This window comes from Chiayiivirga flava (assembly GCF_014202825.1).
Classification (GTDB): domain Bacteria; phylum Pseudomonadota; class Gammaproteobacteria; order Xanthomonadales; family Xanthomonadaceae; genus Chiayiivirga; species Chiayiivirga flava.
This window is the reverse complement of the sequence record NZ_JACHHP010000003.1, coordinates 254,533-271,237: the sequence shown is the minus strand read 5'-3', so window position 1 is coordinate 271,237 and position 16,705 is coordinate 254,533. Positions and strand designations below refer to the sequence as shown.

Below are 16,705 nucleotides of genomic sequence, written 5' to 3'. Positions count from 1 at the left end.
CCCGCCGCAGCCTCACCGGATCTCGCCATGGCCGACGCCATCCGTCACGACAAGACCGCGCGCCAGCTGCGTCTGCTGTCGGACGCGCTCGACAGCGGCCGCCTCGGCCCGGTGCGGCGACTGGTCAACACGCTGTCGCCGGCCGAGATCGGCAACCTGCTCGAATCGCTGCCGCCGGGCAAGCGCGAGGTGGTGTGGGGCCTGGTCGATCCGGAAGACGACGGCGAGGTGCTGGTGCACGTCGGCGACGACGTGCGCGAAAGCCTCATCGCGGACATGGATCCGGACGAACTGGTGGCCGCGGTCGAAGACCTCGACATCGACGACCTCGCCGACCTGGTCGAAGACCTGCCCGACCAGGTCATCGAGGAAGTGCTCAAGTCGATGGATCGCGACAACCGCGAGCGGCTGGAGCAGGTGCTGTCGTTCCCGGAGGAGTCCGCGGGCCGCCTGATGAATCCGGACGTGGTGACGGTGCGCGCCGACACCACCGTCGACGTGGTGCTGCGTTTCCTTCGCCTGCGCGGCGAACTGCCGGACCACACCGATCATCTGTACGTCGTGAGCCGCCGCCACCAGTATCTGGGCCGTGTGGCGCTGAGCGCGCTGGTCACGCACGAGCCGGCGACGCCGATCAACGAGCTCATCGACGACGAGCAGGCCGCGATTCCGGTCACCACGCCGGAAAGCACGGTGGCCAACCAGTTTTCCGACCACGACTGGCTGTCGGCACCCGTGGTCGACGAGAACAACATCCTGCTCGGCCGCATCACCATCGACGACGTGGTCGACATCATCCGCGAACGCGCCGAGCACCAGGCCCTGAGCGCCGCGGGTCTGGGCGAGGACGAGGATCTTTTCAGCCCGGTGCCGCGCGCGGTGCGGCGGCGGGTGATCTGGCTCGCGGTGAACCTCGTGACCGCATTTCTCGCATCGGCCGTGGTCGGGCAGTTTGCGCAGACGCTCGAGCGCGTGGTGGCGCTCGCGATCCTGATGCCCATCGTCGCCGGCATGGGCGGCAACGCAGGCACCCAGGTGCTGGCGCTGATGATCCGCGGCCTCGCGCTCGGGCAGGTCGGCGCGAGCAATCTCAGGGCGCTGGTGTGGAAGGAAGTGCGCGTGGCCTCCGTCAACGGCCTGATCCTCGGCAGCGTCGTCGGCGGCGTGGCCTGGGCCTGGTTCCACGACTGGAAACTCGGGCTCGTGATCGGCATCGCGCTGATGAGCAACTTCCTCGCCGCCGCGCTGGTCGGCGTGCTGGCGCCGATCACGCTGCGGCGCCTGAACCTCGATCCGGCGCTGGCCGGCGGCGTGGTGCTGACCACCGCCACGGACGTGATCGGCTTCGTCAGTTTCCTGGGCCTCGGGACGCTGATCCTGCTGGGCTGAGCGCACGGCCGTGCATCGCGAGGCGCTTGCCGCCGCGTCGGGCCGCAAGCGACGCTGCTGCGAGCGTCAACCGATGTCGCTGACGCTGAGCGGAAACGGACGGCTCGGCGGCTCCTGCGAGACCACGGTCGGTTTGCTGCGCACCGCGTCGGCGATGTCGAACACCGCGCGGCACAGCCAGCCGAACAGCGCAACGACCACGCCCACCGCCATCGGATAAAACGTCAGCGCACCGGCCGGCGTACGCATGACGACGCTTGCGACGGCGATCGCGGCACAGATGCCGACGATGAACCAGCCCGCCCACACGACGAATGTGGCGAGCGCGCGCGCGGTGCGGTAGTGCGTCATGGTCGGCTTCCGTCGGAGGTGTCCGGGCATGAAACCGCGATGCTGCGCCCCGACGCAAGCCCGGACCTCGCGTATCCGGGCACCGCGCGCGCGCCGCAGCGCTACGGAAGCTGCGACTCGAAGCCGTCGGCGAACACCTGCGGCGGCGCCTGGGCGATGTGCACGATGGCGCGCTGGCGCTGATAGTCGGCGTTGCCGCCGTTGAGCAACAGCTTGCTGCCGTCGCGGGTGATGGCGTTGACCACGAGTTCGTTGAAGTCCGCGCCGTAGTCGATGCCGTGCGCGGCGAGAAAATCGACGATGTCGACGAGCCCGCTCGCCTCGCTCCACACGAAGCCGTGGTTGATCGACCCCTGCACCGGATCGAACACCGGGTACGAGCCGACGATCATCGCGCCGTCTTCGGTGAGATCGAAGGCGTAATAGGTGATGTCGGGCGGGGCGCCGGGAATCTCGCCGAGGAACTGCACGCCGCCGGCCGCCGTCCAGCGCCAGGCCTGGCCCGATCCGCCGGCCGCGGTGAAGCCGGCACCGACGATGATCGAGCAGTCGCTGTTGCAGGCGATGGCCTGCCCGACGGGACGGTCCTGCGCGTCGCGGATGCGCTGCGCGACACCGGCGTCCCAGCGGACGCCGTGCCGGGTGAAGTCGTCCGGCGCGGCGTCGGCGAAACCGACCGCGACCGTGCCGTCGTTCGACACCGCCCATGCCTGGGCCCAGGAGAGTCCGTCGACCGCACCGAGCAGCTGCTGGCCGGTCTCGGCGGACCAGATCCACGCATGCTCGACCGCGTCCTCGTCCGGAAACACGTCGACCCAGCCGGCACCGACAAGGAACCGGCCGTCGTCGGACAGGCCGAACGGCGTCGCCTGCGCCAGCACGGCGCCGTCGATCGGCGCCCAGGTGGTTTCTCCCTGCCAGAGGGCTGCCTTGCCGACGAGGCCGGCCTTCGGATTGCCCGGCTCCACGGGCACGTAGACGTTTGCGGCGATGGTGCCGCCGTCGGCGGAGATCAGCGGCAGGATGTTTTCGAGCGTGAAGGTGTCGCCGCCGAGGTTTTCGGGCGGCTGACCCGGCTGCCAGCGCACCACCATCGCGTCCGGCCAGCCGGTGCCGACCACGGTGCCGTCGGCGGCGATGTTCGAGACACCCGCGGTGCCGGCGAACGGCGGGGACGCAAGTTCTTCCAAGGTCACTTCGGCCGCACGCAGCGGCAGGACGGTCAGACAGGACCACACGCAGACAACAAGGATTCGGCGCATCGACAAGGCTCCAGCGGGACGGGCGGCGGCGTCACGACGCCGCCTCGCCCACTCTGGAGCATGCCTCCGGCCACGGCATTCGCGATGCGTTCGCGATCCGCAACAGGGCCGTGAGATTCGGCGTCAGCGCGCGGAAGGCGGGGTCCGCAACGCCGCGGGGACCTCGCGTTCGCCCGCCAGCGCCTGGGCGGTCTCGAGCGCCGCGCGCCAGGCATCGACTGCGCCGTCGGCGTGCAGCACCCGCACCTGAACGAGCGCGCAATCGAAATCGTTCGCCGCAAAGGACGCCACCCGACCGGCCAGGGCGCGCGCCTCGTCCGGCCGCCCCAGCTCCAGCAACGCCGGGACCGCAGTTTCGGCGACGGCCGCGAGCGTGGCCGGCACGCCGCTCTCGCCGGCGGCGGCGATGGCGGCGCGCAGCGTGTCGAGCTCGCCGCGCCTGTTGTCCTGCGCTTGCCGCCAGGCCGCCTGCGCAAGTTCGCGCCAGGCCAGGTCGTCGGCCAGCAGGAACGGCGACGGCGGCCGCTGTGCGAGCGTGCGCGCTGCAGCGACCTCGCCGAGCGCGATCCAGGCACGCAGCTCGACCAGCGCCAACCGCTCGCGTTCGCGCTCGGCGCCCTGCGCCGGCCATGCCGCCAGCGCCGCATGGGCCAGCGTGGCCGCGTCCTTCCAGCGCCGCTGCCGCAGCGCGAGCCGCGCGCGCAGGCTGCCGACGCGCGCCCGCAGCACCGTTCCCTGCGCCGCATCGAGCTGCGGATCGGCCAGCAGCGCGGCCGCCTCGCGATGGCGGCCGCCGGCCAGCAGCACCTCGGCCCGGTTGAGCGCGATATCGCTGCGTTGCTCGGGATCGCGCGCATGCGCGCGGCGCGACCAGCCGCGTTCGGCCGCGGCGCCGGCGGCGTCGTGCTGCAGCAGTGCCAGATGCGACTCGACCTGGGCGGTGAGCACCACCTGCCATTCGTGCTCGGCGCCGAAGGCATGCAGCCCGGCGGCCGCGGCGTCGAGGTGGGTCAGCGCCGCGGCGGGCCGCGCGCGGTACAGCTCAAGCATGCCGAGGTTGGCGTCGACGCGGGCCGTGCCGAAGGGATCGCCGAGGGCGGCGAACAGGCTGCGGGCCTGACCCATGTCGGCGAACGCGTCGTCAAACCGGCCCGACGGCACCGCGGAGGAACCGCGGCCCGATAGCGCGCGGGCGCGTTCGAGCGGCGGGGCGTTGGCCGGCAGCGAGGCGAGCGCGGCGTCGAAATCCTGCCATGCGGCGTCGAACCGGCCGAGCCGCGCGCGTGCGGAGCCGCGCACGATGTGCGCCTGGGCGCGCAGGGTCGCGGCGTCTGCGGGCAGCTGCGCCAGCGTCGCGCCGAGGGCCGTCTCGGCCTCGGCGAGACGGCCGGCGCGCACGTCCACCTGGGCCAGATGCACGGCGCGGTCGAGCGGGCGCGCGGCGAGCGAGCGCGACGTGGTCAGGATGGTGCGCGCCACATCGACTTCGTTGGCCAGCAGCGCGGCGCGCGCACGGCGCCAGTCGGCGTCGGCATCGAGCGCGCTCGCCGGATCGCCGGACGGCGTGCCGCCAAGCGCGGCGGCCAGCGCGTCGGCCGCGGCAATGGTGGCCGCCACCGCATCGTCTTCGCGCGCAGTGCCGCTGCGCGGCAGGCCGTCGGCCGAGCGCGCGGACAGCGCCACCGTCCACGTTCCGTCCGCCGCGCGCGCGGCTTCGCCCTCGACCACCGGCAGGTCGCCGAACGCCGCACGCAGTGCGCCGCGTGCGGCGTCGGGCGTGCCCTCGACGGTGCGCAGCGCGGCCAGCACGCTTTCGCTCGCCGGCACCGACACGCCGGCGGCACGCAGCCGATCGGCCACCAGATCCATGCCGCCCAGCCGCAACCACGCGTCTTCGCTGCGCCCCTGCACGCGCAGCGGCAGCAGCAGCACGCCCGACGCCGCGGCGGGCGTCGCGGCGACGGTGGGCGGCGGCGCATCGCGCGTCGCCGCATCGCGCCCCTGCCGGGCGACAAGCAGCGCGGCCGCGAGACACACGGCGACGACGACGGCGGCGGCGAAGAGCAGACGGCCGCGGGTGCGTGCACCTGCCGGCTCGGTGCGCGGGGTGTCGCCGCGCGGAGCCGCAGCGTCGACATTCGGCGGCGGCGCCTCTCCGACGGCGTCGCGTACGGGCTCGTCCGGCATCGCGGGTTCGTGCCGGGTTGCGGACTCCGGCACCGTCGCGCGGGCCGGCATCGGGGTCGCATCCGGCACCGCCTGCGTGGCCGCGACCCAGTGGTAGCCGAACCCCGGCACGGTCGCGATCGAATGCTGCATGCTGCCGTCGTCGCCGACCGCGCGCCGCGCGCGCAGCACCACCTGGCCGATCTGCACGTCCGCCACGTCCGGCCGGCGCCACACGGCCGCGGCGAGTTCGTCGCGGCCGATCGCGCGCTCGCGGTGCTCGACTAGGTAGTGCAGCAGGTCGAACACCAGGCGCGGGCAGACCACGGTCTCGCCGTCGCGCAGCAGCCTGCGCGCCGCAGGCTGCAGCACGAAGGCGCCGAAACGATACTCGCGGCCCGGTCCGGCGACGTTGTCCGTCATCGACCGGCGCGCGCCGTTGCGCGATCGGTCGCAGGGTGTCCAGCACGATGCATGCCCGCGATGGTGCGGCGCGCCGCGGATGCGTGCAAGGCGGCGATGCGCGTCACTGGCGCGACGCCTGCGCCGAACCGCAGACGCGGTCGCGTCCGCCGGCCTTGGCGCGGTACAGCGCCTGGTCCGCGGCCCGGACGAGGTCGTCGGACGCATCGACGGCGAGGCCTTCGGTGCTCGCCACACCGACGCTGATCGTGATGTGCGCCGCGGCCTCCGACGCGGGGTGATCGATGCGCAGCGCGCGCACGGCATCGAGCAAGCGCTGCGCCACCGTGTGCGCCTGCGCGACGCCGCAGGCCGGCAGCAGCACGGCGAACTCCTCGCCGCCGTAGCGCGCGGCAAGGTCGGCGGGCGAGCGCAGCGCGTCCGACAGCGCGCCGGCGACGGCGGTCAGCGCCGCATCGCCGGCAAGGTGTCCGCAGCTGTCGTTGTAGGCCTTGAACGCATCGATGTCGCACAGCAGAACCGACAGCGGTTCGCCGCGCGCGACGTGCGCCTGCCATGCCAGCGCGAGCTGCACGTTGAACGCGCCGCGGTTGGCGATGCGGGTGAGGCCGTCGAGCGAGGCCAGGCGCTGCAGCTGGGCGTTGGCCGTGCGCAGGGCTTCGGTGCGCTGCGCGACCTCGCGCGTGAGTTCGCGCTCGCGCTCGTGCAGGCGCCACAGCCGCACGCGATACACGGCCGCGAGCAAGCCGAGGGCCGCCAGCGCCGCCAGCGCCCTGAACCACCATGTTTCGTACCAGCTCGGCACGATGGCGAAACGCACGCTGGCGCCGGTGTCGTTCCAGACGCCGTCGTTGTTGCTTGCGATCACGCGGAATTCGTACGGGCCCGGTGGCAGGTTGGTGTACACCGCCGAGCGGCCGGTGCCGGCATCGATCCACTCGCGATCGAAACCCTGCATGCGGTAGCGGTAGCGCACCGCGGCCGGGGCCACGTAGCTCATCGCCGCGTAGCGCAGTTCGATGCGGCCCACGCCCGGCCCGATGCGGCCGACATCGTCCGGATCGACGTCGCGCCCGTCGACCAGCGCCTGCTCCACCGCCACCGGCGGCGGCAGCGCGTTGCGCAGCAGCCGGTCGGGGTCGACGATCACCACGCCGTTGGCGGTGCCGAACCAGAGCCGGCCGTCGCGGCTGCGCCATGCGGGCGTCTGCGAGGCGCCGTTCGCCTGCGACGACAGCATGCCGTCGTCCTTGCCGAACCAGACGGGCTCGATCTGCGCGACCTCGCCGCGATCGAGCGCCTCGATATCGGCCCGGGCGATGCGCGCGATGCCGCGATTGGAACTCACCCAGAAGAACCCGTCGTCGTCGTCGAGGATCGCGAACACCGCGTCGCCGTAGAACCCCGCCCGCTGCGTGAACGCGGCCACCTTGCCGTCGCGCAGACGCATCATGCCGATGCTGGTGCCGAGCCACAGATCGCCATCGGCTTCGGGACGAAACGCGAACACGCTCATGCCGGGCAAACCGTCCGTCCCGCAGCGATCGAGCACGCCGGCCGCGAGGCAGCGCAAGCCGCTGCGCAGGCCGATCCACAGGCGCCCGTCGGCGTCCTCGTGCAGCGCGCGCACATCGTCGCCACGGGTGCCCTCGATCCCGATGACGCGGTCGCCATCGATGCGCGCCACGCCCTGCAGCGTGCCGACCCACATCCCGCCATCGCGGGCCGGCGCGAAGGCGAAGACGATGGTGCCGGGCAGACCGTCGGCGATGCCGAAATTGCGCACGCTGCCGTCCGGGGCGATGCGGCTCGCACCTTCGGTGCCGCCGACCCACAGGTTGCCGGCCGCGTCGGCCTCGATCGCACGCACCAGCCTGCTCGGGAGCCGTGCGTTGATCCCGTCGGCCGGCTGCAGCACCTGATCGGCGTAACGCGCGAGGCCGGCGCCGTCGGTGCCGACCCAGAGCGTGCCGGTCGCGTCTTCGTACACCGCGCGCACCGCGTTGGAGGCCATCGCGCCGGTCACCGTGACGAGCTTGGAGTCGCTGAAGCGGTGCACACCGCTCGACGTGGTGCCCATCCACACATTGCCTTCGCGATCCTCGAACATCGAGCGCACGGTTTCGCCGGGCATGCCGGCGAGCGTGCCGTCGCAATCGAAGCGCGAGGCGGTGAGGCGGCAGATGCCGACACCGAGCGGCGCGAACCACAGCGTCCCGTCGCTGTCGCCGAACAGCGAGTAGATGCGTTTGTCGTCGAGCGCGGCGGCGCGCGGTTCGCGCTCGAAGCCGCCGTCGCGATAACGCACCGGTCCGGCCTGCGTGCCCGCCCACACCGTGCCGGACGCGTCGATCGCGAGGCTGTACACGGCATTGGTCGGCAGGCCGCGGCCGGTGTCGAGAATCTCCACCGCCCCGTCGTGCCAGTGCACGACGCCGAGGCCATCGGCCGCGATCCACACGCCGCCCTGCGCATCGGCGACGATCGCGCGATAGAACCCGCGCGGCGGAAAGCCGCTGTCGATGCCGAGCAGGCGGGTGCCGTCGGCGTCCATGCGCGCCACGCCGGCATTGGTCGTCAGCCACAGCGCGCCGGCACGGTCCTGCACGATGCCGAACACGCTCTCGATGCGTTCGGGCAGCGGCATCGGCTCCAGCGCACGGCCGCGGCGACGGTAGAGCCCGCCGTTGAGCGTGCCGACCCACAGCGTGCCGGCGCGGTCCACATGCACGGCGGTGATCGCCGAACTGCGCAGCGCCGGCGCGACCCGCTGGTCGATGCTGTCGAATCCGGCGCCGCTGTGGCGCACCAGGCCACCGTACGTGGCAAACCACATCGATCCGTCGTCGCGCTGCGCGATCGACAGCACGGTGCCCTGCGGCAGCTGGTTCTCGTACCAGACATGGGTGAGCTGGCCGATGGCGCGTTCGGGATCCAGTGCGAAGACGGGCGCGCAGCACAGCAGGCCGCACGCCAGCAGCAGCGAATTCCATCCCCTGTGTTCACGATGTCCGCGCAAATCCGGCCCGTCGCTTGCGGCGGTCGCCAAGCCCGAGCCATCGTAGCAGCCGCCGGTGGCGTCGATTGCGGGTGGCCGCCCGCGCGATGTCCCGATCCGGTGGCGTCTGCCGTATCCGATCAGATCCGCCCCGCACCCACATCACGAGGACATCCATGAACAAGATCCCGCGTTCGGTCGCCATGCGGCTGGCATGGCTGCTGTGCATCGCATGCCCGCAGGCCTGGGGCGCGACCTTCACCTTCCCCGGGCAGGTCGGTTCCGGCGCGATTCCCGACAACGCAACGCCGGGCCTGGTCGTGCCGTTCGAGGTCGGCGGCCTCGCGACGCCGACGCGCACCGTGCGGCTGCGCCTGCAGATCACGCACACCTGGATCGGCGATCTCGATGCCGTGCTCGTGTCGCCCGATGGCCGCGCCCGCATGACCGTGTTCTCGCGCGTGCGAACGGCACGCACCTCCACCAACGGCGACAGCTCCAATCTCGGAGGCACCTACGAATTCGCCGACGACGGCGGCGACCTGTGGGCCGCGGCCCTCGCCGCCACCGGCACCGATGCCGTGGTGGCCCCGGGCACGTACAGCGCCACCACCGCCGGCGCCCCCGGGCGCTCGGACAACGGCGGCTGCCCGACCTCGCTCACCGGCGTGTTCGGCGGCCTCGTGCCCGCCGAAGCCAACGGCACCTGGACGCTCACGGTGCGCGACGCGGCCGGCGGCGACCTCGGCACGGTGGCGCTCGCCGAACTGATCATCGAGGACAGCGCGCCGGAGATCTTCGGCGACGGCTTCGAGAGCATCGTCATGAGTCCCGCGGCGACGGCCAAGGGCTCGCTCGCCGTGTCGCACTGCACCAACAAGGTCTTCGCCGACTTCACCGGCGACGGGCTCAGCGACTACGTGCTCGCACGCGGCGTCGGTGCCGACATCCAGTGGAGCGTGCGTGCGAACACCGGCAACGGCACGGCCGTGGCCGAGGCGGAGGCCGTCACGTTCCTGCTCGGCAACCCCACGACCGATTTCATCGATGCGCTGGATTACGACGGCGATCGCATCGCCGACCCCACCGTCTGGACCCCGACCACGGGCACGTTCCAGATCCGCCGCTCCTCGCGCAGCATCGATCCGGTGGTGTCCATCGTCTTCGGCCAGGACGGCGACGACCCGACGCAATCGGGCGACTACGACGGCGACGGCCGCGACGATCTCGCGCTGTTCCGCGCACCGCCGATCGGCGACGGCGACGGCCCGATGACCGTGCACATCCGCGCCACGGCAAGCGGCGCGGCCACGACGGTCTTCACCGGCTTCGGCGTGGACGGCGATGCCTTCGCCACCTCGGGCTTCGACACGAACGGCGACGGTCTCGCCGACGTCAGCGTGCAGGAAGCCGATCCGACCATGCCCTCGGCCGGCCGCTTCACGATCCTCGACGGCCGCAGCGGCGCGCAGCTCGCGCAGTTCGTGCTCGGCAATTCGAGCGATTTCATCATTCCGGGCAATTTCAGCGGCGATGCCCGCTTCGACACGACGGTGCGGCGCACCAGCGGCGGCAACCGCTTCCACCTCACGCGCGACGCCGGCACCGGCGTCACGGGCGCCGAGGTGCAGTTCGGCATCACCGGCGACACCTCGCTCGGCGGCGATTACGACGGCGACCGCCTCACCGACTATGCGGTCTGGCGCGGGAGCACCACGCCGGGCGCGAGCCGCTTCATCGTGCGGCCCTCGTCCGCGCCTGCGCCCGAGTGGGAGATCGTCGGCGGCACCGGCGGCGTGTCCGGCGACTTCGCGGTCGCGAGCTCGCGCGTGCACTGAGCGGCAGCGACCGCAACGGCGGCCTGCACCGCGCAGGCCGCCGCACTCAGGGCGGCGTGAGCACGAAGGCGCACATGTGCTCGGAGGTCCGCACCGGACGCGCGCCCAGCGATGCGTACAGCTTGATCGCGCGCGTGTTGCTGTCGCGCACGCTGCGGAACACCAGCTCCCGGCACCCCTTCTCGCGCGCCTTGTGGCGCAGCTGCTCGATCAGCGCCGAGCCGTACCCCCGCGAACGCTGCGAGCGGTGCATCTCGATCTTCTCCAGCACGAACTGGCGCCCCGGTTCGAACCAGCCGTGCGCGCGCCCGGCGATCCGGTTGTCGACCAGGGCGCGGATCACGTAGTGCCGGCGGTGATCGCTCGTTTCGTAGTGCCAGTCGGCGCGGAGCGTGAGGGCCTGCGGTTTCAGGGCAGTGCCCGGCTTTGGATGGACATCGGAGCGAAGGATTCCGTGATGGGGACGCGCGCGGCGCGCGCGATCCGGCGGGGTGGACCCCGGGTACGGCAACGCGGCGAGCGCGGCTGCGGCGGGCTCGGGCACGGCGATTGCCGATGCGCGCGCCGGAGCGGAAGACCGGAGGGTCGCGCAGCATACAGCCTCGCGCGGCGCGGGTCTGCAATGGCGCGCGCCGAAGGCGGTCCGCGAGGCCCGACGGCACGGCAGGCGCTGGCCCCGCGCGGCGCCGGCCGCCGTTGTTCCGGGCATCGCCCCCTGCAGGATCCGATGCCCATGTCCACGACGCTGCGCCGCCTCGCCCTTCCGCTCGCGCTTGCGCTTCCTGCCGCGCAGGCCGACACCGGCAACCTCGATCCGACCTTCTCCGGCGACGGCCGCGCGGCCGCGCTGTGGCCGGAGCAGGAGTTCGTGCAGGTCCAGACACAGGCCCTCGCGACGCTGCCCGACGGCAGTGTGGTGCTCGCCGGGTTCGCCGACCGCGGCGACAACAACCGCGACATGGCCCTGGTCCGGTTCCGCGCCGACGGCCAGATCGACACGCAGTTCGGCGTGGACGGGTTCGTCGTCATCGCCTTCGATCTGGTGGCCGGCGGCGACGACCGCGCCCTCGGCGTGTTTCCCGCCCCCGGCGGCGGACTGCTCGTGGCGGGCGTGGCGGGGGTGGACGGATCGCCGTCGCAATGGCCGGCCTTCGCGCGGCTCACCGCGTCCGGCGACCTCGATCCGGGCTTCGGCAGCGGCGGCAAGCGCGTCACCGCCACCCAGCCGTGGTCCGGCGCCCAGCTGCTGTTCACCACCAGCACGCGCGACGCCAGCGGGCGCATCGTGCTCGCCGGGCAGTGCGGCAGCTGCGGGCACGGCGGCCTGCCCGACATGCTGGCCGCACGGTTCGATGCCAACGGCGTGCTCGATGCCGGCTTCGGAAACGCCGGCTACTTCAGCTTCGGACGCGAAGGCAGCGACGGCTCATGGGGCGTGGAGCGCGCGGTGGCGGCAAGCGTGGACGGCGACGGGCGCATCGTGCTCGGCGGGCACGAGGAAACCTACACCGATCCCGGCGAACGCCAGCGTCCGCTGCTGGTGCGCACCACCGTCGACGGCGAACTCGATGCATCGTTCGGCGACGACGGTGTGCTCATGCTCGATCTGCTCGGCAGCTACAGCGTCGGCGCACTCGCGTCCGATCCGCTCAACGATTCGCAGGTGGCGTCGATCAACGTCTCCAACCTGCCCGACGTGGTGCCCGGCACGCTGCTGCTGCGCGTGCGCAGCACGGGCGCACTCGACACCACGTTCGGCGACGGCGGCTTCCTTCCGCTCGGTCGCGAGGAAGGCACCTCGATCGACGCGCTCGCGATCGACGCGGCGCGGCGCATCACCGCCGCCGGCTGGATCGACCCGAACGGCGGCGCCAACCATCGCGACATCTTCCTCGCGCGGTCGCTGTTCGACGGCACGCTCGATGCGAGCTTCGACGGCAACGGCGTCAAGCGCGTGGCGATGGACGTGCCGGACTGCCTCATCTGCGACGATCGCGCCACCGCGATCGGCTTCTCCGACGGCCGCGTCGTCGTCGCGGGCGTCATGCCGGCCTACATCGCGCCGGACCAGCGCGACGCCAGCGTGGTGCTGCGGCTGCAGTCCGCCCGCATCTTCGCCGACGGCATGGAATAGGAGCGCGACCGGACCGCCGCCGCGGCGACGACGAAAACTCAGCCGGGAGACGGGGCGCCGTGCGGCGCCACCAGTGTCACCGCCTCGCGCAGCGGGCGCGACGATTGCGGCTCGATGACGCGCAGCGAGCGCGCAAGATGCGCCTCGCGCCCCAGCCGCTCCGCCGGCCAGTCGGCGATGGCGTGTTCGATCCAGTAACCCGCCCACGCATCGCGGCCGGCGCGCTTGGCAAGGTACAGCGCGCTGTCCGCCAACTGCAGGCTCGCGTGCCAGGCGTCGGGGTGGCAGGGCCCCGGCAGCGGCAGATTGGCGTAGCCGAGCGAGGCGCCGGTCTGCACCGGCCCCTTGTCGGTCGGCACCGGCTGCGCCAGCACGGTGCGCAGACGATCGGCCGCGGCGCGCGCGCGCTGCGCATCGCAATGCGGCAGCAATACGATGAACTCCTCGCCGCCCCAGCGCGACACGATGGCGTCCGCGCCGGCGTCGCCCTGCAGCCTGCGCGCACAGGCGACGAGCACCTGGTCGCCGACATCGTGTCCGTACTCGTCGTTGATGCGCTTGAACAGATCCAGGTCGATCAGCAGCAGCGCGGTGTCGCCCTGCGGCTGCAACGCCAGCGCGCGCAGGCGCTGCGTCATCGCGCGCCGGTTGGACAGACCGGTGAGTGCGTCGGTGTGGCTGGCCAGGAAGAGCCGGCGGTTCATGCGCCGCTGCCACAGCAGCACCGCGCCGCCGAACAGCAGCAGCAGACCCGCGACGACCGCAGTCGCGCCCTGCAGCCGATCGCGCACTTCGAGCCGGCGCGCCTGCGTGTCCGCGGCGGCCTGCAGGCGCTCGACTTCGAGGCGCTGCTCGCGGTCGCGCATGTGCGCGTCGAGCGCGGCCAGGCGCTCGTGGTTCTGGTGGCGCAGATAGGTTTCGCGCAGCGTGTTGATCGCGTGCAGCACGCGGTTGGCGTCGGCATGCCGGCCGAGACGTTCGAGCAGATCGGCGCGCCGCTTGAGCCAGTCCCACTGCTGGATTTCGGTCAGGGGGCCGGGTTCCACCGCATCGATCAGCGCCAGCGCACCGGCGACATCGCCCGCGTCCGCGCGCTGACCGGCTTCGATCAGGCGCAGCTGCAGCTCCATCGACGGATCGGGCGCCGGCATGTCGATCGCACGCGCGCGCTCGAGCAGCGCCTGCGCTTCGACCGTTTGCCCGGTCTGCTGCAGTGCGCCGGCCAGCGCGATGCTGGCGCCGAGCTCCTGCATGGGACCGCCCATGCCGGTGTCGCGGATCAGTTCCAGCGCGCGCCGCAGATGCGGCACCGCGTCGGCGTCGCGATCCTGCCCGGTGAGATTGAGCCCGAGGTTGTAGCGCACCGGCGCTTCGTAGCGGAAATCGCCGAGGCGCTCCATCAGCGCCAGCGCCTGTTCGTAATTGACCTGCGCGCGGGCGTGTTCCTCGAATTCCGAATGCAGCACACCCAGATTGGCCAGCAGCGGGATGCGCTCGGATTCAAGCCCCTGCGCCTCGGCGTCGCCGACGGCCCGGGCGTAGAGATCGAGCGCGCCGACGCGATCGCCGCTGCGGTGCAGGATGCCGCCGGCGCGACGCGTCAGACGCACGCGTTCGGCACCGCGTTCCAGGCCCTGCACCAGCTCGCGCAGGGCGTAGGCATCGCGCCGCGCCTCGTCCTTGCGCGCCAGCCAGGCCTGCGCCCAGCCGCGACAGCCCAGGGCGTCCGCCCGCTGCATCGCGCCGAGGACGGCTCCCTCGTCGAGCACGCTCTGCGCGAGCGCGATCGCGCGCTCGGGATCGGCATCCTCGGCCTGGCTGCACGCCGCGTTGCGTTCGTCGACGGTCAGCGGCAGCGCGCCGTCCGGCCCGGCCGCGACCGCGACCTGCAAGACCGGCAGCACACCCGACAGGACCAAGCCCGCAACGGTTGAACGACGCATCGAAACCCGCCCCTGTGCCGGTTTCCGCGGCGCAGCGCCGCATGTGTTGCGGACACTGTGCCACGCGCGCCTCGCGGCGTCACGCAGGTAGGTTCCGGGCTGGAGCTGCTGCGGACGGTCCAGGTGCGACACGCTTTCGCGCTTGGGAGCGTTCGGGTAGGGTTGGTCGCCTGCGCACCGGCACGCGCCGCTGCATGCCACGCCTGCGCTGCGGCGGATCGCACCACGACGGACGGACCTTGCACCATGCGAATCGATTCCTTCTCGCTGCGCGGCCTGTGGCTCGCACTGCTTCTCGGCGCCGCGCCGGGCCTCGCCGCACAGGCGCCGCATGCCAAGGTCGGCGCCGATGTCGACACCGCGCTGGCGACGGCGTCGCAGGTGCGCGTGCTGGTGATGTTCGCACCGCCGGCCAAGCGCGTCGGCGAGACGGACGCCGAGCACGCGGAGAAGATCGCGACGCTGCGCGGCATGGTCCTGGGCAAGACCGGCGCCGCGGACGTGCGGCTGCGGCGCAGCTTCGTGCACGTGCCCGGCTTTGCCGCCGAGGTGACGCGGGCCGGCCTCGACGCGCTGCGCAACGATCCGCACGTGACCCGCATCGACATCGACGCCGGCGGCCACGGCGACATGGCGCAGGCCGCGGTGCTGTCGCGCGTCAGCGACGTGTTCGCACTCGGACTGTCCGGCGCCGGCGCCAAGGTGGCGGTGATCGATTCGGGCATCGACCGCACCCATCCCGATTTCAGCGGCCGCATCGTCGCCGAACAGTGCTTCTGTTCGGGCATGGCGGGCAGCGCCGGCTGCTGCCCGAACCTGCTCGACACCCAGGCCGGTGCCGGCGCGGCGCAGGACGATCACGGCCACGGCACCAACGTGGCCGGCATCTTCGCCGGCGGCGGTGCGGTCGCCGCGCGCGGGGCAGCCTCGTCCGCCGAGATCGTCGCGCTCAAGGTGCTCGACGAAAACAACAGCTTCTGCTGCAGCTCCGACGTGGTCGCCGCGCTCGACTGGGTGCGCGTCAACCACCCCGACACCACGGTGGTGAACGCAAGCCTCGGCACCGCCGCGCTGTTTGCCGACGCCTGCGACACCAGCACCGGCTTCACCCAGGCGCTGGCGGTGGCGGTGGACAATCTCGTCGCCAACGGCACGCAGGTGTTCGTGTCCAGCGGCAACCAGCGCTCGGCGACATCGATCGCAGCGCCGGCCTGCGTCGCGAGCGCCACCGCCGTCGGCGCGGTCTACGATTCGGCCCAGGGCGACACGTTCTACAACTTCTTCGGCTGCGGCGACAACGCCACCGTGCCCGACCTGCCGACGTGTTTCACCAACAGCAACGCACGCGTCGACCTGTACGCGCCGGGCGCCTCGACCACGTCCTCGGGCCTGGGCGGCGGCACCTCGACGTTCACCGGCACCTCGCAGGCCTCGCCGCTCGCGGCAGGCTGCGCAGCCGTGCTGCGTGCGCACGTGCCGGGCGCATCCGCGCAGGCCGTGGAGGCGGCATTGAAGGCTTCGCCCGTGCGCGTCATCGATCCGAAGAACGGACTGGAGTTCCCGCGCCTGGATTGCCTCGACGCCCTGCTCCGGCTCGACGCGGACCTGTTCGCCGACGGCTTCGAATCGCCCTGAGAGAGCGGTGCTGCGCCGCGCGCGTCAGCCCACCGCCACCTCGCCATTCTCCTCGCCATCCCAGTAGTGGATGCGCGTGGCGTGCACCTTGATCAGCACGAGTCCGGGCGTGTCCACGCCCTGTTCGAACCAGCGCTCCAGGTCCTTGTTCCAGTGCGCCTGGAACGACGCACGGTCGCGCAGCAGCGACGCCGCGCCCTGCACCGAGATGAAGATCGGCGGCTTGCCGAGCAGCCCCTGCTTGCCCTGCAGCGACAGCGTCACCTGCGGCGTGCGTTCGATGTCGCGCACCATGCGCGTGTGCTCGGAGGTGAAGAAGTACGAGTCGCCGTCGTACTCCACATCGCCATTGTTGCTCATCGGGCGGCCGGCCATCGCGCCGCCATCGGTCTGCGTGAACAGCATCGTGAAATCGATGTCGCGCATCTTCTTTGCCAGGTCGTGCAGGGTCATCGTGGGCATGGGTGGCTCCGTGGGCTGGACCATGTCCGTTCCTGCAAGGATCGCGCCGCTGCCGACGACACGCTTCTCGTCCGTGCGTCGCACGGGAACGCTGCGTTCTGCCG

11 protein-coding genes are annotated in these 16,705 nt (G+C 72.2%); 4 read left to right on the top strand and 7 right to left on the bottom strand.

Annotation, left to right across the window (positions count from 1 at the left end; genetic code table 11):
* Positions 1-27 precede the first annotated feature (27 nt).
* Entirely contained in the window at positions 28-1,389 is a 1,362-nt protein-coding gene (gene mgtE / locus HNQ52_RS09635) for a magnesium transporter (protein WP_183960929.1), read from the top strand.
* 66 nt (positions 1,390-1,455) lie between these two features.
* On the opposite strand, the gene HNQ52_RS09630 is transcribed toward mgtE, so the two are convergent.
* The 4 genes from HNQ52_RS09630 to HNQ52_RS09615 all read right to left on the bottom strand — a co-directional run bounded on the left by HNQ52_RS09630 (position 1,456) and on the right by HNQ52_RS09615 (position 8,640).
* The gene (locus HNQ52_RS09630) at positions 1,456-1,740 is read right to left on the bottom strand and encodes a hypothetical protein (RefSeq protein WP_183960928.1); all 285 of its coding nucleotides are present in this window, start codon (positions 1,738-1,740) and stop codon (positions 1,456-1,458) included.
* Positions 1,741-1,841: 101 nt separating this feature from the next.
* Entirely contained in the window at positions 1,842-3,002 is a 1,161-nt protein-coding gene (locus HNQ52_RS09625; protein WP_183960927.1) for a hypothetical protein, read from the bottom strand.
* 123 nt (positions 3,003-3,125) lie between these two features.
* Positions 3,126-5,591 (bottom strand): winged helix-turn-helix domain-containing protein, encoded by a 2,466-nt coding sequence (locus HNQ52_RS09620; protein ID WP_183960926.1) that lies wholly within the window; start codon positions 5,589-5,591, stop codon positions 3,126-3,128.
* A gap of 103 nt (positions 5,592-5,694) precedes the next feature.
* On the bottom strand, positions 5,695-8,640 hold the full coding sequence (locus HNQ52_RS09615; protein ID WP_246387759.1) for a ligand-binding sensor domain-containing diguanylate cyclase: 2,946 nt from the start codon (positions 8,638-8,640) through the stop codon (positions 5,695-5,697).
* A gap of 125 nt (positions 8,641-8,765) precedes the next feature.
* Here HNQ52_RS09615 and HNQ52_RS09610 point away from each other — a divergent pair, with 125 nt between their 5' ends.
* The gene (locus HNQ52_RS09610) at positions 8,766-10,427 is read left to right on the top strand and encodes a proprotein convertase P-domain-containing protein (RefSeq protein WP_183960925.1); all 1,662 of its coding nucleotides are present in this window, start codon (positions 8,766-8,768) and stop codon (positions 10,425-10,427) included.
* 46 nt (positions 10,428-10,473) lie between these two features.
* Here HNQ52_RS09610 and HNQ52_RS09605 read toward each other — a convergent pair whose 3' ends face one another.
* The gene (locus HNQ52_RS09605; protein WP_183960924.1) at positions 10,474-10,971 is read right to left on the bottom strand and encodes a GNAT family N-acetyltransferase; all 498 of its coding nucleotides are present in this window, start codon (positions 10,969-10,971) and stop codon (positions 10,474-10,476) included.
* 189 nt (positions 10,972-11,160) lie between these two features.
* On the opposite strand from HNQ52_RS09605, the gene HNQ52_RS09600 reads away from it, so the two are divergent.
* Positions 11,161-12,561 (top strand): delta-60 repeat domain-containing protein, encoded by a 1,401-nt coding sequence (locus HNQ52_RS09600; protein WP_183960923.1) that lies wholly within the window; start codon positions 11,161-11,163, stop codon positions 12,559-12,561.
* A 38-nt stretch (positions 12,562-12,599) separates the two neighbouring features.
* On the opposite strand, the gene HNQ52_RS09595 is transcribed toward HNQ52_RS09600, so the two are convergent.
* Positions 12,600-14,504 (bottom strand): tetratricopeptide repeat-containing diguanylate cyclase, encoded by a 1,905-nt coding sequence (locus HNQ52_RS09595; protein WP_183960922.1) that lies wholly within the window; start codon positions 14,502-14,504, stop codon positions 12,600-12,602.
* A gap of 246 nt (positions 14,505-14,750) precedes the next feature.
* Between HNQ52_RS09595 and HNQ52_RS09590 the strand changes: the two genes are divergently transcribed.
* Positions 14,751-16,139 carry a S8 family peptidase gene (locus HNQ52_RS09590; protein ID WP_183960921.1) on the top strand — a complete coding sequence of 463 codons (1,389 nt, stop codon included), beginning with the start codon at positions 14,751-14,753 and terminating at the stop codon, positions 16,137-16,139.
* Positions 16,140-16,163: 24 nt separating this feature from the next.
* Here the strand turns inward: HNQ52_RS09590 and HNQ52_RS09585 are convergent, their stop codons facing one another.
* A complete protein-coding gene (locus tag HNQ52_RS09585) occupies positions 16,164-16,601 on the bottom strand; it encodes a pyridoxamine 5'-phosphate oxidase family protein (protein WP_183960920.1) in 438 nt (145 codons plus the stop codon).
* Between the last annotated feature and the right edge of the window lie 104 nt (positions 16,602-16,705).